Here is a 19,789-nt window from a genome sequence, read left to right as displayed (position 1 = left end):
ATCCGATCAATTGATGACACGTTCCACAGAATAGATATCACGAATTTGTTTAATCCGATCCACAATTCTTTGCAAATGTGCAATATCCGTAATTTTAATAGTCATATGAATACGTGCAATTTTATCACGGTCCGCTTTGCCGCTTACCGCCACCATTGGTGTTTTCGTATCGGCGACAACCATCATTACTTCATTCAACAAACCTTCACGGTCAAATGCGGATACTTCGATGTCGACCAGGAACTCTTTTCTGGCACTGGAAGGGCCAATCGCCCATTCTACATCTATAATACGATCATTCTCATCATCCCCAACAAGAATATTCGGACAGTCGGTTCGATGGACGGAAACGCCACGACCTTTTGTGATAAACCCTACAATTTCATCGCCTGGAACAGGATTACAACACTTCGATAACCTAATCAACAGGTTATCGATACCTTTAACAATTACACCTGATTCAGTCATTTTTTCTGGTTGCGGAGATTTCATATCGGAAACAATTTTATCGATTGTATCTTGCTGCTCACGTACTTTCCTCAATTTTTCCGCTAAGCGATTTACAACCTGCTGCGCAGTTATTCCATTGAATCCTACTGCTCCATACATGTCATCTTCAGAAGTGAAGCTGAATTTTTCAATAGTACGTTTAATATTCTCCTGTGTAAGCACTTCTTTTAAATCGTACTCTTGTGATTTTATTTCTTTTTCAATCATTTCCCGGCCTTTTAGGATATTTTCTTCCCGAAGCTGTTTTTTGAAAAACTGCCTAATTTTATTTTTCGCTTGAGAAGTATTCGCGATTTTTAACCAATCCCGGCTCGGTCCCAATGATTGTTTCGACGTTAAAATTTCAATAATATCGCCCGTAAATAATTCGGCATCTAATGGAACCATCTTGCCGTTTACTTTTGCACCAATCGTACGATTTCCGATTTCCGAATGGACACGATAGGCAAAATCAATTGGAACCGAACTTGCAGGAAGCTCAATGACATCGCCATCCGGAGTAAAGACATATACCATGTCCGAGAACAAGTCGAATTTCAACGACTCCATGAATTCTTCAGCGTTGGAAGATTCGTTCTGAAATTCAAGTATCTCTCTGAACCAAGTCAATTTCGAATCAATAGTGCTTGGGTTTTCGGCTACCGTTTTCCCTTCTTTATACGCCCAGTGCGCCGCAACTCCAAATTCAGCGATTTTGTGCATCTCTTCAGTCCGGATCTGTACTTCAAGCGGATCGCCGGCCGGGCCTACAACGGTCGTATGCAACGACTGGTAAAGATTTTGCTTTGGCATAGCGATATAGTCCTTGAATCTGCCAGGCATCGGCTTCCAAAGTGTGTGGATGATACCAAGGACTGCATAACAATCTTTAATACTTGAAACAAGAATCCTCACAGCAAGTAGGTCATAGATTTCATTAAATTCTTTCTTCTGAATAACCATCTTCCGATAAATCGAGTAGAGATGTTTAGGTCTGCCTGAAAGATCAGCGTCAATTTCCATCTCCCCAATTTCCGTCTTAATCTGTTCCATGACATTAGTCAGGTAATTTTCCCGCTCGACACGTTTCCGCTTCATCATATTGACAATTCGGTAGTATTGTTGCGGATTTAAATAACGTAATGCCGTATCTTCAAGTTCCCACTTAATGGCCGATATGCCAAGCCGATGGGCAAGAGGGGCAAAAATTTCCAGTGTTTCAGCTGCAACCCTGCGCTGTTTTTCTTCAGGAACATGCTTCAACGTTCGCATATTATGAAGCCGGTCTGCCAGTTTAATAAGAATGACACGAATATCCTGTGCCATTGCTACGAACATTTTACGATGGTTCTCTGCTTGTTTTTCTTCTTTTGATTTATATTGTAATTTTTCGAGTTTCGTCACGCCGTCGACTAGCATCGCAACCTCTTCGCCGAAATCACGGATGATGTCTTCCCTGCTTATATCCGTATCCTCCACAACATCGTGTAGGAATCCAGCTGCAACTGTCGAGGGGTCCATTTCTAATTCGGCAAGAATACCCGCAACTTGAACAGGATGAATGATATACACCTCACCTGAACTCCTGTGCTGTCCATCATGTGCAGCCTTTGCTGCTTCATATGCTTTTTTGACGAACGCAACGTGTTCTTCGTTCATATAGGAGGCGACGAGGGTGAATATTTCTTCCGCCGTCATGTCACGATTTTTCGCCATACTCTTACCCCTTTCGACTTTATCCGCAAAAATGATTGTATTACCTATTGTATGTATAAATGCATGCTCATGTAAAGGGTTAGTATATGGAAAAGTGGTTGTCCCCTTCATTACGCATATATAGAAAGATCCTCCGCTGATGATGGCGAAGGATCTTTTTCATTGTCTAGTCTAATGCACCTATAGCGCATTGGTTCACTATAGCGACCTTAGTCTGCATACATTTCTTAATAAGTGATTAGTGAACGCATGTCGTAACCTTGAAGCTTTTCGCGTCCGTTTAAATATGACAATTCTATGATAAATGCACAGCCTGCAACAACTCCGCCCAGCTTTTCAACAAGCTCGACTGTTGCTCCCACAGTGCCGCCAGTCGCAAGAAGATCATCGACAATCAAAACACGCTGGCCAGGTTTGATGGCATCTTTGTGAATCGTTAGCGTATCTTTTCCATATTCAAGATCATATTCAACTTCAATTGTTTCTCTTGGCAGCTTTCCGGGTTTACGGACAGGAGCAAATCCTACTTCAAGTGCATAAGCAACCGGACAGCCGATGATGAATCCACGTGCTTCTGGACCCACGATAATATCAGTACCTACTTCCTTCGCAAACTTTACGATTTCATCTGTTGCGAATTTATATGCTTGGCCATTATCCATAATTGTTGAAATATCCTTGAAACTGATTCCTTCTTTCGGATAGTTCGGTACAATCGTCACATATTCTTTCAAATCCATTAGTGTTCCTCCCTGTCGACAATTCCATTTCGCACAGTATCGAACCATTGTTTCAATTCCATATAAGGCGCATATAGCAGTCTTTTCTCAAGTTCAATCTGACGTTCGCGCTCTTTGTATGCTGGCGCTTCTGTCAAATCACGTTTACCGGCTGTTTCCATGACGGAAACAAAACCATCTTCAATCTTAACAAATCCAAGCTCAGAAAACACCTTTGACATGAAATAAACCGTATCTTTTTTCCAAGCTTTATGTTTTGTAAGTTGTTCTCCGTTTGTAACAAAGTCGAATTTCTCACGTTTTTTCAAGAAACTGTAATACCAGCCAAACTGCTCACGATCCGGAATACCATCAAAATATCTAGATTCAGGCGCATGAAAATGTGCATAGATGCGGTCCGGCTTGATAGTAGCCACAAGTTCTTCGAGTTGGACAACTTCATCGGGTATATCCAATAAAACGAGATTTTCAGCCTCCGCTGTCATTACTTGTCCGAAAAGAGTGATAGAAATCCCTTTCATAGATGTTTGAAAATGTGTCACAGTTTGTTCATGAAATGCAACGAACAATGTGTCGGCTTGCGGAATGGTTGGAAGCCATCTTGTCGGTTCGCGAACACCGCGCAAGTCGAAAAGCTGCCAATCATCAGACCTGATATCCCCTATTAATAACTGTGGCTTCTTATTACCGTTCCATTCATTCACCTGCAAATCGCCAGTAACCGATAATCTCACGCCTGGCGTCAATTGATCGGCGATAAGGCCTAGCCCAAATCCAATGGCATCGAGTGAAGTACTATCATCCGTTAATTCCAGTTTTAGATGATTCTTTGCGGCACCAATTTTCCGTACACTTGCGGCTGTAATGTCTTCAATCATGTAAACAGGCTTTTCAAATGCCATTCCAAATGGTCGAAGCAGTTCCAGCGATTCTAAAACACTGACATCAATTTCACTGATTGACAGCGGAACATCGATTCGAACTTCTGGAATAAGCATTTCTTCCGTCAGCACCTGCTCTGCTTGTTTAATAAGGTTTTCACGCAGGTTTACAACATCATTCACCGCAAGGGACATTCCAGCCGCCATCTGATGACCTCCAAAGTGAGGGAGAAGTTGTGCATTTTTGGATAACTCGGCGAACATATCAAAACCAGCAATACTTCTTGCAGATCCTTTCGCTATTCCTGTTTCCCTGTCAATAGACAAGACGATCGACGGACGATAATATTTTTCTGTCAGTCGTGAAGCAACAATTCCAACAACACCGGCATTCCAACCTTCACCACCGATGACGAATACGAGGGGAACTGTATCACCGTACATATTCGAAATCATTTCCTCTGCTTCCTTGGTAATATCAGTTACAATCGCTTGTCGTTCTTTATTAAGCGAATCAAGTTCTTTTGCCAATGTTGTCGCTTGCGATGTATCTTCTGTCTTTAATAGTTGGACTGCCGGAGCAGCATCACCTAGACGTCCAGCTGCATTCAGACGGGGTCCAATCATGAAGCCTATTGACTCTTCTGAGAGTGTGGCTTGTTCAGTGCCAGCGATGCGTGCAAGCGCCTGGATTGCAGGACGCTTTGAAACACGCATCTGCCTAATGCCCTCTTTGACGAAATACCTGTTTTCATCACGAAGCGGCACTAAGTCTGCGACTGTTCCGATAGCAACCAGTTCAAGTAAATCTTCCGGAACATCTTCAAGTAATGCACATGCAAGTTTGAAAGCCACACCTACTCCAGCGAGCTCTCCAAACGGATACGCCCCTTCTGGATGGCGGGGATGGATAATTGCATCAGCTGATGGCAGTATTTCACCGATTTCATGGTGATCGGTAATGATGATGTCCATACCGAGTGATTTCGCATAAGCAATTTCATCGACGCCAGAAATACCGTTGTCGACTGTAATAATAAGCGAGGTCCCTTTTTCATACAGCTCTAAGAAAAGGTCTTTATTCGGCCCATAGCCGTGCTTGAATCGGTTAGGTATGGCATATAACACATCTGCGCCCATTCGTTCCAATGCCGTTGTCAGGACCGTCACACTTGTCACACCATCACCGTCATAATCGCCATAAACGGCAATTTTCTTGTCTGAAGCGATAGCCGTTTTTATGAGCGAAACTGCTTTGTCCATATCATATAATAAAAAAGGGTCGTGCATGCTAGATGCATCCATATGTAAAAAATCTTTTGCCACTTCGGAATCTATTATTCCCCTTGAAGCAAGTATTTTTGCCTGGACAGATGAAATACCGAGGTCCTTTGTCACCATCGCTACCAGTTGTTCATCCGGCCTTTCCACTTTCCATCTTTTCATTGATTCGATCAAATTCCTTCACATCCTTACGTTCATTATAGCGGATGGGCTACGACTCTAAAAGCAAAGTCTTTCTAAATTACCCGCGGTAGAAACTCAAACCAAATTTCCCAACAAAAAAAGAGCGTCTTACCCAGCGTAAGTAGGTGGAAGACGCTCTTTGATTATACAGTTTTATTATCAATAATTACTTCCTCATTAGATGGAAGGGAAGTATATTTTTGCAGTTCCGCGATTTCATTCTGCTGCGCCGCAATTGTCAGCTCTTTGAGGGTCATTTCTTTTTGAAGCTCTTTGATTCGACGGTTTGATTGAAATGACAAGAACGTTGCGACAAACCCGCTGACCACAGCACCAAGAAGAGCTGCACCTAAAATAATAAGAACAAGCGGCCACTGCGCTTTACCAAACACATAATTGACTTGAACCGCGTCAACATTAAAGACAGCAAAAACAGCGATAATAATGGCGAATAAAAGACCTATTAGTAAATTCCATTGAAACTTCATAAAATCTCTCCTTTCGTACTCTAAAAAAACAGGATATACATTTAAATGTATACCCTGTTTCATGATTACTTGAAACTTTTCATTATGTTGTTTATACGATAGGTTCGTCGGAACCCCATTTTTTCTTCGTATCTTCAACTTTAATGGCACCTTTTTCTTTGATTTCACGTTTTTTCAGATCAAACCAGATTTGAGCTGAGATGAATATCGAAGAATAAGTTCCCGCAAACAGTCCAATCAGAAGCGCGATTGAGAACGTCCGGATTGACTCTGCACCGAATAGCATAAGCGCTACTACAACGAGGATGACTGTAAGCACCGTGTTAACAGAACGTCCAAGCGTCTGACGCAATGATTTGTTTACGATATCAGCTAGTTCCGTTACGCTATCAATTCGACCGCGATGGTTTATATTTTCCCGTATCCGGTCAAATGTAACAATCGTGTCATTGATGGAGTAACCAACAATCGTCAACACTGCGGCGATGAAGGTGATGTCAACTTCTAGGCGCAAAAGACTGATCACTGCGACCATAAAGAACACATCATGGAAAAGTCCGACGATAGTTGCAACTCCCATACGCCATTCAAATCGAAGTGCAACGTAGATGACGATACCAAGCATAGCAATGAGCAATGCTTTAATTGCATTTTTCGCTAGTTCTTCACCAACTGTTGGTGAAACAGTTGATATATTCGGATCTGCACCATACTCTTTTGCAAGATCCGCTTTAAATTTGTTGACTTCTTCTTGCTTGAAGTCTTCTTTGTAACGCATAACACCCATATTTCCCGTATCACCAGAAATGACAATATCATCTGTCGGGTGCCCGATTTCATCCAGATAAGTAGATAGTTCATCCTTCGTCACTGGATGATCGGCAAGCACTTCAACACGCGTACCACTCGAGAAATCAATACCGAGGTTCAGCTTGAAGATACCAAGCGCAATGACACCACTGATCAGCAGTACTGCTGAAATAATATAGAATTTTTTGCGCGAAGCCACGAAATCAAATCGATCAAATTTCGTTGTAAGTTCCAATGTTTCAACTTTTTCTTCAGGTGCATGAACCCTACTTTTAGAAATACCAAACCATGCTGTTTTCCCGTCAAACGCACCACTATCAACGAGAAGACCCAAGAGTATACGAGACCCCCATACAGCTGTCAAGAAGCTGGCTAGAATACTGATGATAAGAATTGTCGCGAATCCTTTCACAGAGCTTGTCCCGAAAATGAACAGGACTACCGCTGCGAGTAGAGTCGTGATATTAGCATCTAGAATGGCAGTGAAAGAATTTTTCGCTCCAGCCATGAACGATGTCTTGACGGATTTACCGACACGCAATTCTTCACGTATCCGTTCATACATTAAGATATTCGCATCGACCGCCATCCCGACCCCGAGCATAAGCGCTGCAATACCTGGTAGTGTAAGTACGCCATTAATGAGCGTGAAGACGAGCAAAATGATGAAAATATATACCGTCAAAGTAATGACTGCCACAAAACCTGGCAGGCGGTAATATACTAGCATGAATAGGAAGATAAGCGAGATACCGATAATTCCCGCAAAAATTGTCTTGTTAAGTGCTTGTTCACCGAACTGAGCGCCGACTGACGTCGAATAAACTTCTTCAAGGTGAACAGGCAATGCACCTGCATTCAAAATTCCCGCAAGGCTCTTCGTCTCTTCCAAAGTGAATGATCCTGAAATTTCAACGTCTGATGAGTTAATCGGATTTTTAACATAAGGCGCAGAAACGAATTTAGGTTTCTCTTTCGTTACTTCCTCTTTAAATGAATCTTCACCTTCTACGAAGTCTAACCAGATGACCATTACATTCTCTGGTGCTTTTTGTGAAATCAATGTTGTCACTTCGCCAAATTTAGTTGGAGATTTCATTTCAAGCGTAACGACAGGGTTACCAGTTTCACCGAAGTTTGCTTTTGCTTTTCCTTCTTTCAAATCGTTTCCGTCCAGAAGTAGATTGTCGTCAGCATCCCTGAATGTCAGGTTCGCCTGCGTAGAAAGGAGTTCCCGTGCTGATTCCTGGTCCTCTACACCCGCAAGTTGCACGCGAATTCGGTTACCCGACTCGATTTGGATACTTGGTTCACTTACTCCAAGTACGTCAACTCGGCTTGTCAGCGCATTCGCTGTATCTTTAACCATTGCTTCTGTTATATCTGGGCCGCCTTTTTTCAAAGGTAAAACTTGATAAAGGACTTCAAAACCGCCCTGTAAATCTAGACCCAGTTTTACATCTTTCACTATCGGCTTTGCAGTTGACCCGATCGTCAAGCCAAACACGACGATTAGTAATAGGAATGCTACAATCCGTCCTCTTCTTTTCATATTCCAATTTCCCCCTCTAAATATGGAGTGCAGCTGTACGGCATTTATCTATGTACATACTCCGAGAATAGCGGCAGCGCCTTGCATCATCTAGGCGCTGAATACTAAACAATTATAAAAACACAATATGTCTATTATGAAACACGGTCATTCATGTGTCAAATGGACATGTTTCAATCTATCATAACTTATTTTTTGATTTATGTGGTGTCAATAAGATTTGAAGTTCTTCACTGTTCAAATCTGAGAACCAGTTAGAGCCGCGCTGCTCTTCAATCTGTGTAAAGGTCATATATTCTGCAGGAGAGATTTTGAGAATTCCATTGGCAATTTCATGCATCCCCATCTCTTCGACATTTTTTTTACGCCATTTCTTCTGGACACAGAATGTCCAAATATCCTCTTCGGTTACTGTTGTATAGCCGTACAGATGAAATTCAGTCTTTTTACTTTCAAGTGCAGGCAGCATATGGGTGAACAGTTGTCCGAATCGTATTGGCATCTTTTCCATCCCTTTCCTGGACAGTCGTAAGTACGGATATTTCTGCATAGGTTTAGTGTATATGAAATGATCGGAATTGAGAAGGAGTTGTTGAAATTGTCTTCATTCATCCGCGGAACTGTCGTCCTGATGGTTGCCGTCTTCCTAACCAAGCTTTTGGGATTCGTCTTCCGAATTCAATTCATGCGGATTGCAGGTGAAGAAGCAGTCGGCATCTACATGACTGCATATCCTGCTTTCATTTTTTTCCTATCCCTTGTGCAGCTTGGTGTGCCGATTGCCATTGCTAAAGTAATTGCTGAACTCGAAGCAAAAGGGCAATCCATAAGAATTCCTTCTCTTATGAAGACCGCTTCCTTCATCACCATCTTAACATCGGTTGTATTCATCCCGGCTTCTATCTTATTCGTTCCCTACTTAGCAGAAACACTGCTCGGTAATTCAGCCTCATCCACCACACTGTACGTCGGAATCGCAATTGTACCTATCGCCGCTATCGGGGGCCTAATCCGTGGGTATTTCCAAGGTATTGCACGAATCGAAGAAACAGCCTGGTCACAAATTATCGAACAGATATGCCGAATTACACTAATCACCTGGCTTTTACCGTATCTCCTTGTATCTGACAATACAGCAATGAATGCTGCCTATGCAATGGGGATTACGCTTATTGCCGAGATGCTATCCGTCCTTTATTTGCTATTCAAATACAAACAGCAAAAGAAACGTAGACCAAAACCGCAAGAGAAATTCAAACGCTATCCAATGGAACCTTTGCTGGCCATCGCATTGCCGTCGTCCGGCAGCCGCCTGTTTGGCACGTTTACTTGGTTTTTGGAGCCGATTATCTTTCTCCGTGCACTCGCATTTTCAGGGGTGTCAGCTATAGCGGCCACATCATTGTACGGCATTATATCCGGCGTACTTGTACCATTGCTCCTTTTTCCTGCTTTCATCCCGTATGCTTTGTCTGTTGTCTTGGTACCTGCCGTGAGCGGGGCGGTCGCCTCAAAAAATACGGGCAAGCTGAAAGAACGGATTCATCTGTCCCTTCGCTTATCTGCTTTAACTGGGACATTTGCCGCTGCGGTTTTTTTCATCCACGGACAGGAGTTGGCGGAAAAGCTATTTCACGTTACCCAAGGAGCATCGTATATGGCGTTGCTTGCTCCTGTCTTTTTCTTTTATTATATCCAAGGTCCGCTCTATTCGATTTTACAAGCAACTGGGGATGCCAAGGCAGGAATGATGAATTCCGTCTATGGCGGCATTGCTAAATTGGCTGTCATGTTCATCCTCGCTTCTCAGCCAGGTCTGCAGGTCACAGGTGCAGTTCTTGCGATTGGTTTTGGTGTGCTCATTACTTCATTCCTTCATATAGCAACACTTCGAAAAAACAAATCGACCGCTACCGGTTTTACGATGTTTGCTTTACCCTATGCCTCTTTTATCATGACTTGCATTATGAGACCTATTTTCATCCCGATCGGTGATTTTGGAATCTTTACGGAATGTGCCATCACAAGTCTTTTTCTGCTTGTAATTCTTATTTTAACGGGTCAAGTGAAAAAAAGTGATCTATTCCTGTTCAAGAAACTGCTGAAAAATCATTGATAGAGTTTTTTTAGCTGAAACTTCAATTCATTGCTTTCAAAAGAACAATAGAAAATCTTATCGGCATCATTTATTCCAAGGTTCATCAATTCTTTTTTTAGCCACTCATCCGTTTTGCCGATAAGTGCGAGATGTTTACTTTGGATGACACCATCGGAAATAAGTGAAAGGACCGGTTGGACGTCATCATGTTTGAATACGGACAGATTTCCCGATGGTTCCAAATAGGCAAAAGAGACTTCGTGGACAGAGCCAATCTGCTGTTCTCGAAGTTGTTGGAACAGATCATCAAGATTGTAACGTTGTTTTCGCATTTCCTGCTCTAGTATTTGACCGTGCCTAATAATTAGTGTCGGTTCTCCGTCAACAACGTCTCTGAATTTCTTACTTTTCAGTGAAAAGTAAGATGAAATGACTTGAATAATAAGCAAAACGAGCATCGGTAAAATGGAAGTGATTAGTTTTTTATCGGGGGAATCGAGTGCAAATGCAGCTACTTCCGCCATTATGATGAAAACAACAACGTCGATTACACCAAGCTCTCCTACTTCCCGTTTCCCCATAATACGCAAGATAATCAAAATGAGTATATATAGAAATACAGTCCGAAAAATAATAATCAGTAAATCAGTCATACAAGATCATCCCCTTTTATATCACAGGATGCCCTTTAAGCTTCTGCTTATATACACATTTAATACGGAAAAAAGAGGCGATTGCCTGAACGGGAATTTTCCCGACCAGCCAATCGCCTCTTCTATTTCTAACTAAACTTAAATTGATTCTGTTACACGTCCTACTGCTTGTCTATCGAATTGCAGTGTTGTGCTTTCAGAAACTTTAAGGAAAACCGATGAATCATCTACAGCGTCTATCGTGCCATGAATACCACCGATTGTGATGACCTTATCTCCACGTTTCAAATCTGATTGCATCTGCCTCGTCGCTTTCTGTTTCTTTTGCGCCGGCCTGATAAGCAAGAACCACATCACTGCAAACATCGCAACGAATGGTAATAATTGTACTACTCCTCCACCCATATATATATCCCCCCTTCAATCAAGATTCATTATACAAGATTTAAAAGTTTTTTGCATTCGGTTTGTTAAATCCGTAGCTCTCAAAAAATTCTTCACGGAAATCTCCCAGACGATCGTGACGAATTGCATCCCTTACTTGCTCCATTAAGTTAAGAAGGAAGTGAAGATTGTGATATGACGTCAACCTGATTCCGAACGTTTCATCTGCTCTTATTAGATGACGAATATAAGCCCTGCTATATGTTTTACATACATGACAGCTGCAATTTTCATCAAGCGGTCTGAAATCCCGTTCGAATTTCGCATTACGGATGTTCAAGCGGCCTTCACTCGTCATTAGTGTACCGTTTCGCGCAATACGGGTTGGCAGTACACAGTCGAACATATCTACACCGCGGATAGCGCCGTCAATGAGTGAATCAGGCGAACCGACTCCCATCAAGTAACGCGGCTTGTCCTGCGGCAAGAGAGGTGTTGTATGTTCAAGAATACGATTCATGATATCCTTCGGCTCGCCGACAGACAGACCGCCGATTGCATAGCCTGGGAAATCAAGTGACACGAGATCTTTTGCACTTTGAGCGCGCAATTCCTCAAATTCCCCGCCTTGCACTATGCCGAACAAGGCTTGATCCGCCGGACGTGCATGGGCTCCAAGACATCTTTCGGCCCATCTGGATGTCCGTTCGACGCTCGCTTTCATATACTCGCGCGTTGCAGGAAACGGCGGACACTCATCGAATGCCATCATGATATCCGCACCTAGTGAATTCTGGATTTCCATCGCTTTCTCTGGACTGAGGAACAATTTACTGCCGTTCAGGTGATGCCTGAAATGGACACCTTCCTCTTTAATCTTGCGGAATTCACTCAAAGAAAACACTTGGAAACCGCCTGAATCGGTCAAAATAGGTCTGTCCCAATTCATGAATTTATGCAGGCCGCCTGCTTCCTCTACTATGTCTTGACCCGGACGAAGCCATAGATGGTACGTATTGCTTAAAATAATGCCTGCTCCGACTTCCTTCAATTCTTCGGGTGACATCGTTTTAACTGTCGCCTGCGTACCGACTGGCATGAAGGCCGGTGTTTCAAATGAGCCGTGTGGTGTATGGACAATTCCAAGACGCGCTCCCGTTTGTTTACATGTTTTTATATGTTCGTATGTGACTGCTGGCATTTTATAATTCCTTCCTTTGTGACGGTTTGATGAACATTGCATCTCCAAAACTGAAGAAGCGATAATTTTCCTCAACCGCTTTGTTATATGCTGCAAGAATATACTCTCTTGTTGTTAGCGCTGAAATAAGCATTATCAATGTCGATTTCGGTAAATGGAAATTGGTTAAAAGTCCGTCCAAAATACTGAATTTATAGCCTGGGTATATGAAAATCGATGTCCATCCGCTTGAAGGGACGATTTTACCACTATTTGCAGAAGCTATTGTTTCAAGTGTTCTTGCAGAAGTCGTGCCGACCCCAATGACGCGCCCGCCCTGTGCTTTGGCTTCATTTATCGCATCCGCTGTTTGTTCAGTGACATGATAGTATTCAGAATGCATCGTATGGTTTTCGATGCTATCTACACTCACCGGACGGAATGTACCAAGACCAACATGTAATGTGATGAATGCAATATTGACGCCCTTATTCCGAATACTTTCCAAGATTTCATCAGTAAAATGAAGACCGGCAGTCGGCGCGGCTGCAGAACCACGTTCTTTTGCGAATACAGTCTGATAACGTGCCTGATCATCAAGCGTCTCAGTGATATAAGGCGGTAATGGCATTTGTCCCAATTCATCCAAGATTTCATAAAAAATCCCGTCATAAATAAATTTGAACGTGCGCCCCCCTTGCTCGAGAACACCCGTGCACTCTGCTTTCAGAAGCCCGTCACCGAACGTGACAATCGTGCCAATCTTTATTCGCTTTGCAGGTTTTACTAGTGTTTCCCACTCATCATCCCCCGTTTGCTTCAGCAATAACACTTCAATCATTGCCCCGGTATCTGCTTTCACGCCCATCAATCGTGCAGGAAGCACCCGTGTATCATTAAGAACGAGCATATCTCCCGGCTCAAGCTCGCCAAGAAGATCACGGAAATGGCGGTGCTCCACTTTCCCTGTTTCCGGGTCAAGAATCATAAGACGGCTTGCAGTGCGGTCCAACAGAGGTGTTTGTGCTATAAGATTCTCTGGTAACTCAAAATCAAAATCATTTACATCCATCGTCTATAAATTCTCCCTTTATAATTGAATTAAATATCATTGTGCTTTGGAACAGGATACCCAAAATGTTCGTACGCGAGGCCTGTCGCAATCCGACCGCGCGGTGTCCGTTGGATGAAACCGATTTGAAGAAGGTATGGTTCATAGACATCCTCGATTGTTACCGATTCTTCGCCGATGCTAGCAGATATTGTATCGACACCGACAGGTCCTCCACGAAAGCGTTCAATCATCCCGGTGATTAACTTATGATCGATGTGATCTAAGCCATGTGAATCGACCTGCAGCATTTCCAGTGCTTCCATCGCCATGTCCATCGTGATGCTCCCATTCCCTCTAACTTGGGCGTAATCACGTACGCGGCGTAATAGCCGGTTCGCGATACGCGGCGTACCACGGGAACGGCGAGCGATTTCTCCTGCCGCCTGCTCATCGATTGCCACCTCAAAGAGACCAGCACTGCGAACAACGATTTCCTTAAGCGGATTGACATCGTAATATTCGAGTCGAAGCGGAACCCCGAATCTGTCACGCAACGGCGCCGATAATGCGCCTGCGCGGGTTGTTGCTCCAATTAGGGTAAATGGCGGCAAATCGAGTCGGATGGAGCGCGCGGAAGGTCCCTTGCCAACAACAATATCAAGACAGAAATCTTCCATCGCAGGATATAGCACTTCTTCAATTGCACGGTTCAATCTGTGGATTTCATCAATGAATAATACGTCTCCCGGTTCGAGAGAAGAAACGACTGCGGCAAGATCTCCCGGGCGTTCAATTGCAGGTCCGCTTGTCATACGAATGTTGACATTCATCTCATTGGCGATGACAGTTGCAAGTGTCGTCTTCCCTAGCCCCGGCGGACCGTACAATAAGACATGATCCAAACTTTCACTGCGGCCTTTTGCAGCTTCGATGAAAATACCGAGGTTTTCCTTTACTTTTTCCTGACCGATATACTGACTCAGAAATTGCGGTCTGAGCGATTGTTCGAAACGCTCATCAAAGTTTGATACTTCACCGGAAATTACACGTTCCTCCATCGTCTGCCCCCCTTCCTGCCGTTGCTATATATATTGAAATAAAGATTCCTTTCAAATCCGCTTCAGCGCCTACGATCAGTTTATGTACAAGATTCAGTACTTCAATTTATATATACAATTAACCCTGTTTCAATAATAACCGAAGTGCCATTTTCATGTACCCTTCTGTATCATGTTCTTCTTTTTCTAATTTTGGTTTTACTTTTGTCAGCTCGCGCTGTGAGTACCCAAGTGCTTCGAGTGCCAGAATTGCTTCATCCAGTGCACCATTTTCCGCCATTGTCAGCAGCGTGACATCCTCATCCGGCATGTCCATTGCATTAAATAAATCATACAATTTCCCTTTCAAATCGAGAATCATCTGACGTGCTGTCTTCTTCCCAACACCAGGAAATTGAACAAGAAACGTTTCATCCTCTCGTTCGATTGCTCCAATCACTTGGGAAGGGACACCGCTGGCGAGTATAGCCAAAGCACCTTTCGGACCGATTCCAGAAACTGTAATCAGCTTTTTGAATAGTTCTCGCTGTTCAAGCGAGGTGAATCCGAGAAGCAGCTGAATATCTTCGCGAACATGCAGATATGTGAACACTTGTTGAATGTCTTCTGTCTTATGAAATGCATATGGATTTGGCGTCATAATGAGCCAGCCAATCCCACCTTGTTCAAGCGTGATGTGTTCAGGCGTCACGCGAGTGACTTGTCCTTTTATGTAGTCGTACACGATACTCTCTCCCCCTATATATAGAACCGATTATACCATACGAACGCACTTTCTACCTCCAACGACAGTTACCTGCAAAAGAAAAAATGGCCGCTTTAAGAGCGGCCACTGTTCATTCAATCACTTTATGGACAATGGTTTGCCGTTCGATTGCTATTTATCGGCCTAGCAGACAACTCCGTCAGGAAAGTCCCGGGTTTTATGCTTTGGCTATTACTGCATATATCATAGCAACTACGCTATCAGATTTCAATGACGTTAGACAGGTATGGAAATCAGAAAAGTTGTTCCTTTTCCTACTGTACTTTCCACATTAACCTCTCCTTTAACATTCCTGATTGTACTATAAACCATAAGCATACCAAGGCCTGTCCCCCCTTTTTTGGTGGAGTAATAAGGCTTTCCCAGTTGCGTCATTTCTTCACTTGTCATCCCAATGCCATTGTCTTTGATTTTTATTGAGATCGCATTCTTTTGTTCCGAAACATCTACATAAAGGGTGCCCCCTTTTTCCTTCATCGCTTCAATTCCATTCTTAAACAGATTGATAAGACATTGCTGCACCTGATTTTCATCATATCTTTTCTTCAAAGAATTTGTAAAACTGACTTGTATGTCAACCTGATTCATCTTCGCATAAGGTCTCATAATGTTTTCTACATATTCAACTTCTTTTTTAAAATTGGAGTAAACCATAGTTTCACTTTGGGGTTTGGAGAAAGCCAGAAAATCACTGACAATCTTTTCTGCCCGTTTTAATTCTTTCAACGAGAATTCAATATATATTTTCTCACTAGAGCTAATCGTTTTCGAATCGTTTAAAAGCTGTAGAAATCCACTGGTGACGGTTAGCGGATTTCTAATTTCATGTGCAATACTTGCAGATAAATCACTGATATCTTTCAGTCTTTCCGATCGCAAATACATTTCACGCGTTTTCATATTGGCAATAATCTTCTCGATTAAAGACATAATAATAAAAAATACGATTATATTTATGGCTAAAGTAAGGAATGTCAATGTCCAGAACTCACTAGTTAATGTTTGATAATTAAAGCTCAAAAGGAAAAAGTAAAGTGTCATTGTGAAAATACTGGCACCGATTGCATATAAAATTCTCGTATTCGCTTTTTGTTGGATAAACTTACTGCTCAATAAAGGAATTAAAATAAAAATAACAGTTGAGAAAATGAGCGAATGATAAATCCCTTCCCCACCAATAAAAAACCGGTAACTATTTAGAACAATGTAAAGGGGAAATACCATTTTGTATCCACCAAAAAGAGCCACGATTATAAAAGGAATAAATCTTAAATCAATTATAAATCCCAATTCCAATTTAATCGGGAAAGCCATGCAGAGAACAAGCGACACAGCCGAAAGTAACATAATGAGATATTTGTTGAAATTGGTTACCTTATTTTCAAAGAAAATCACAGTTGTCAACACTGGAAAAAGTAAAAATATGAAATTTAAAAGTATGGTTTCAATCAATCTAAACTTCCTTCCCATGACGTTCATAATGCTCTTTAGATATGCGTAAACACCTTTTTGAAGTGAACACGTTTTCGCGAAGCTATATGTATATAGTTTTCCTTAACAAAATAAATATCCATCCACCATTCTTAACTAGTGGATGGATAATCATTATGAATCTAACTTTACCCCAAATTAACGGGCAGACAAACGTCTTATGCAACGAAAAACCTACTGATTAAAGTTTTCCTTTACAATAATTCCACAAAATTCAATCCCGCTCTTCTGCATTGTGGTAGATGTCTTGCACGTCTTCATCATCTTCGAGTACTTCAAGCATCTTTTCAAACTGCTCTTCATCCTCTTTACTTAGAGCACTGTACATTGAAGGAATCATCTCAATCTCCGCGGAAATAAAATCGATTCCTTCATTCTCAAGCGCTTCTTTTACCATTAAAAAGTCCGATGGCTGCGTGACAATTTCAAAGCCTTCTTCTGTCGACTCGATATCATCAGCGCCCGCTTCAAGTGCCGCCATCATTACTGCATCTTCATCTGTCCTATCCGTCCGTTCGATGAATAGACGTCCCTTCCGGTCAAACATATAGCCCACCGAACCACTTTCTCCGAGGTTGCCGCCATTTTTACTAAATGCGACACGCACATTCGGAGCTGTCCGGTTACGATTTTCTGTTAAGCAGTAAACAAGAACAGCTACTCCGCCAGGACCATATCCTTCATAGATTACTTCCTCATAGTTTTCATCTGCCCCCGCGCCTGTCGCTTTATCGACTGCACGCTTAATGACATCATTTGGCACATTAACGCCTTTTGCTTTTTCAATTGCTAGACGTAGTGATGCGTTCGAGTCCGCATCAGGTCCGCCCGATTTTGCGGCTACAAAAATTTCTTTCGACATCTTCTGGAATACCTTCCCGCGTTTTGCATCTTGTGCACCTTTGCGATTTTGTATATTCTTCCACTTCGAATGCCCTGCCATGACCTTACCCCCTATGTGTTGATCCGTTCTACATCATACCATAATTTCGGCCAATGTGAGAGTGCGGACTCGGTAAAGGGGACCAGTTGCTTCGCATGTCTCTCCCTTGCTGATGGTGACAGAGTGAAGAGATGAAGCCATTCACGTAGCATTTCATTCGGAAATAGAAGGAGTGTCTTGGAAGCATAATCCAAACTCCGCAATGATGGCTGTTCATCAAACAGAAAATCGATGTCATACTCGATTTGCGGTAGCACCCGATGAATCCAGAGCGCAATTTCAGTACCCGCGGGTCCTGTACTCGCCAAATCAAAATCAATAAAGCGGATGATGCCATCTACATCACGCAAGATATTATGATGGACGACATCCCCGTGGAGCAATGTACCATTCAGATTGTCTTTATACGTTTTCTTCACTGCGCTAATCGCGTTCAAAGCATAAAACAAGATTTCATCGACAAGGCCTTTTTCGATATACGCCTCACATGCACCGCTAATTTCGCGAAAACGGCTAATCCGGTCTTCCCATTTCGCGATAAGAGGATATGAATGCAAATAGGGTGAAGCGTGCCAGTCGAGTTGTGCTTTTGTTTCATGAAGTGCATGAAGGGCAGCAAGTGAATCCGTCCGATCTGCCCTTTTTTTGAAGTTGATCGCTTTCGCACCATCCAACCATGGCTGGACAAATGTCAGATGATTTTCTTGAGAAACTACCTCTACAATATGTGGAAAAGAAACAGAATGAAGTGCATCATGTACACGTTGTACTTTCATTGCGGTGGAATTCGAATGGTATCGCTTTACTGAAAAGCGCTTGCCATCTTTCTCTAACTTCCATACGTTATCTTTTATTTTTTCTAATTTCCCGTCCAGCGCCATATGCCGGTCAATACGCCCCGAACCAGTTGGAGCCTTGGTAAGGAGGCATTCCTGAATACGGAGTTGCCTGTTGCATACATGAAGGACAATTACATGGATGGCCATAAAAAATCGGAACCATCATCTGTTGCTGGTGGTAGGGATGGTGTTGTTGCCCGTCGCAACCACATCCGCAGCCTGAGTGCGGCATTGCAGGACTACCGAATTGTGCAGGATTCCATTGACCTTGCATGGCTGGTGATATAGCCTGCGGTACGTAGCCCTGCCCGGGTGGACAAGGTGCAGATGGTTGCAGGTCAAATTCAGGCGACTCTTCAAACATTAAATCGGGTGTATACTCGGCAGGCGGCTGCCTAACAATTTCAGTAGTATCTTCAAACATAAAATCAGGTGACTCTAGCAATTGCCAACCTTCCACCATAGGTATTTCTAATGGAACTGTTGCAGGACCCTGGCTAGAGAAGATGGGAGATTCTGGTTCACATTGTGTTGATGGTAAAGGAGCATGGTGCATTGGCGTTTCCGGCCTTGGCATTGCTTGAATTTGCCCCGAATGCATGAACGGAAAACAATCTGCGTCAAAAATCGGCATCCATCCGCATGGGATACCTATCATCGGATGAGTAAATGTTTGTGTCGGCGGATGCATCGGCAATGGCATTGGCATTGGAGCAGGCATCTGCGGTGGCACTGGCATTGGTGCCGGTGCTGGCGGTGGTGCTGGTGCAGGCACTGTTGGAGGTGCTGGTCTTGGCGGTGCTGGCGTTGGTTTTGGTGGCGTTGGTTTTGTCGTTGGCGGTATTGGTTTCGGCATTGGCGGCAATGGTATTGGCGGCGTTGGCTTAGGTGTTGGTGTCGGTTTAGGCGTTGGTACTGGCGGTGACGGTTTTGTACCTTTTTGTGGAGGCGGAGTCACCGGTCCCTTCCCTTTTTCAGGATGCTTAACAGGTTCTTTCGTTCTAGGATGCTCGGCATTGTGCTGTTTTTTCGGCAAGAAAATTTTCATTCCAGGCACGATGTAATCTGGATTGGCAAGATGCGCATTCACCCGCTTTAAATCATCAAACGGGATACCGTATTGACGCGCAATCTTCCATAGCGTATCCCCTTTTACAACAATATGGACTTCCACTTAAAA

General features: G+C 43.0%; 17 protein-coding genes. 1 reads left to right on the top strand and 16 read right to left on the bottom strand.

Annotated elements, in window-relative coordinates; genetic code table 11:
* Positions 1 to 6: 6 nt before the first annotated feature.
* From MKZ11_RS13455 to MKZ11_RS13430, 6 genes are all read right to left on the bottom strand, one after another.
* The gene (locus MKZ11_RS13455; RefSeq protein ID WP_340794920.1) at positions 7 to 2,205 is read right to left on the bottom strand and encodes a RelA/SpoT family protein; all 2,199 of its coding nucleotides are present in this window, start codon (positions 2,203 to 2,205) and stop codon (positions 7 to 9) included.
* A gap of 227 nt (positions 2,206 to 2,432) precedes the next feature.
* Positions 2,433 to 2,945, bottom strand: a complete 513-nt coding sequence (locus MKZ11_RS13450) for an adenine phosphoribosyltransferase (protein WP_340794919.1) — start codon at positions 2,943 to 2,945, stop codon at positions 2,433 to 2,435.
* Complete coding sequence (gene recJ / locus MKZ11_RS13445) at positions 2,945 to 5,272, bottom strand: single-stranded-DNA-specific exonuclease RecJ (protein ID WP_340794918.1); 2,328 nt, start codon at positions 5,270 to 5,272, stop codon at positions 2,945 to 2,947. Before recJ ends, MKZ11_RS13450 begins: the two co-directional genes overlap by 1 nt.
* A 164-nt stretch (positions 5,273 to 5,436) precedes the next feature.
* Positions 5,437 to 5,781 carry a LapA family protein gene (locus tag MKZ11_RS13440; protein ID WP_340794917.1) on the bottom strand — a complete coding sequence of 115 codons (345 nt, stop codon included), beginning with the start codon at positions 5,779 to 5,781 and terminating at the stop codon, positions 5,437 to 5,439.
* Positions 5,782 to 5,872: 91 nt separating this feature from the next.
* Complete coding sequence (gene secDF, locus MKZ11_RS13435; RefSeq protein WP_340794916.1) at positions 5,873 to 8,143, bottom strand: protein translocase subunit SecDF; 2,271 nt, start codon at positions 8,141 to 8,143, stop codon at positions 5,873 to 5,875.
* Between the two features lie 181 nt (positions 8,144 to 8,324).
* The gene (locus tag MKZ11_RS13430) at positions 8,325 to 8,645 is read right to left on the bottom strand and encodes a post-transcriptional regulator (protein ID WP_340794915.1); all 321 of its coding nucleotides are present in this window, start codon (positions 8,643 to 8,645) and stop codon (positions 8,325 to 8,327) included.
* Between the two features lie 66 nt (positions 8,646 to 8,711).
* Here MKZ11_RS13430 and MKZ11_RS13425 point away from each other — a divergent pair, with 66 nt between their 5' ends.
* On the top strand, positions 8,712 to 10,259 hold the full coding sequence (locus MKZ11_RS13425) for a putative polysaccharide biosynthesis protein (RefSeq protein WP_340794914.1): 1,548 nt from the start codon (positions 8,712 to 8,714) through the stop codon (positions 10,257 to 10,259).
* Here MKZ11_RS13425 and MKZ11_RS13420 read toward each other — a convergent pair.
* From MKZ11_RS13420 to MKZ11_RS13375, 10 genes are all read right to left on the bottom strand, one after another.
* On the bottom strand, positions 10,253 to 10,894 hold the full coding sequence (locus MKZ11_RS13420; protein WP_340794913.1) for a DUF421 domain-containing protein: 642 nt from the start codon (positions 10,892 to 10,894) through the stop codon (positions 10,253 to 10,255). The two genes, MKZ11_RS13425 and MKZ11_RS13420, sit on opposite strands and share 7 nt — an antisense overlap.
* A 138-nt stretch (positions 10,895 to 11,032) precedes the next feature.
* The gene (yajC, locus tag MKZ11_RS13415) at positions 11,033 to 11,299 is read right to left on the bottom strand and encodes a preprotein translocase subunit YajC (protein ID WP_340794912.1); all 267 of its coding nucleotides are present in this window, start codon (positions 11,297 to 11,299) and stop codon (positions 11,033 to 11,035) included.
* A 40-nt stretch (positions 11,300 to 11,339) separates the two neighbouring features.
* A complete protein-coding gene (gene tgt, locus MKZ11_RS13410) occupies positions 11,340 to 12,479 on the bottom strand; it encodes a tRNA guanosine(34) transglycosylase Tgt (RefSeq protein WP_340794911.1) in 1,140 nt (379 codons plus the stop codon).
* Between the two features lies 1 nt (position 12,480).
* The gene (gene queA / locus MKZ11_RS13405; RefSeq protein ID WP_340794910.1) at positions 12,481 to 13,530 is read right to left on the bottom strand and encodes a tRNA preQ1(34) S-adenosylmethionine ribosyltransferase-isomerase QueA; all 1,050 of its coding nucleotides are present in this window, start codon (positions 13,528 to 13,530) and stop codon (positions 12,481 to 12,483) included.
* A gap of 29 nt (positions 13,531 to 13,559) precedes the next feature.
* The gene (gene ruvB, locus MKZ11_RS13400) at positions 13,560 to 14,570 is read right to left on the bottom strand and encodes a Holliday junction branch migration DNA helicase RuvB (RefSeq protein ID WP_340794909.1); all 1,011 of its coding nucleotides are present in this window, start codon (positions 14,568 to 14,570) and stop codon (positions 13,560 to 13,562) included.
* Positions 14,571 to 14,688: 118 nt separating this feature from the next.
* Entirely contained in the window at positions 14,689 to 15,294 is a 606-nt protein-coding gene (gene ruvA, locus MKZ11_RS13395; protein WP_340794908.1) for a Holliday junction branch migration protein RuvA, read from the bottom strand.
* Between the two features lie 258 nt (positions 15,295 to 15,552).
* Positions 15,553 to 16,815: an ATP-binding protein gene (locus MKZ11_RS13390; RefSeq protein WP_340794907.1), complete on the bottom strand. Its 1,263-nt coding sequence runs from the start codon at positions 16,813 to 16,815 to the stop codon at positions 15,553 to 15,555.
* A gap of 226 nt (positions 16,816 to 17,041) precedes the next feature.
* Positions 17,042 to 17,770, bottom strand: coding sequence for a YebC/PmpR family DNA-binding transcriptional regulator (locus MKZ11_RS13385; RefSeq protein WP_340794906.1), 729 nt, complete (start codon positions 17,768 to 17,770; stop codon positions 17,042 to 17,044).
* 11 nt (positions 17,771 to 17,781) lie between these two features.
* Complete coding sequence (locus MKZ11_RS13380) at positions 17,782 to 18,651, bottom strand: aminoglycoside phosphotransferase family protein (RefSeq protein ID WP_340794905.1); 870 nt, start codon at positions 18,649 to 18,651, stop codon at positions 17,782 to 17,784.
* 7 nt (positions 18,652 to 18,658) lie between these two features.
* A complete protein-coding gene (locus MKZ11_RS13375) occupies positions 18,659 to 19,783 on the bottom strand; it encodes a LysM peptidoglycan-binding domain-containing protein (RefSeq protein WP_340794904.1) in 1,125 nt (374 codons plus the stop codon).
* Between the last annotated feature and the right edge of the window lie 6 nt (positions 19,784 to 19,789).

The organism is Sporosarcina sp. FSL K6-1508, from assembly GCF_038007465.1.
In the GTDB taxonomy this organism is placed as follows: Bacteria; Bacillota; Bacilli; order Bacillales_A; family Planococcaceae; genus Sporosarcina; species Sporosarcina psychrophila_B.
The sequence above is the reverse complement of the archived record's forward strand: the minus strand, read 5'-3'. Positions and strand labels throughout refer to the sequence as shown.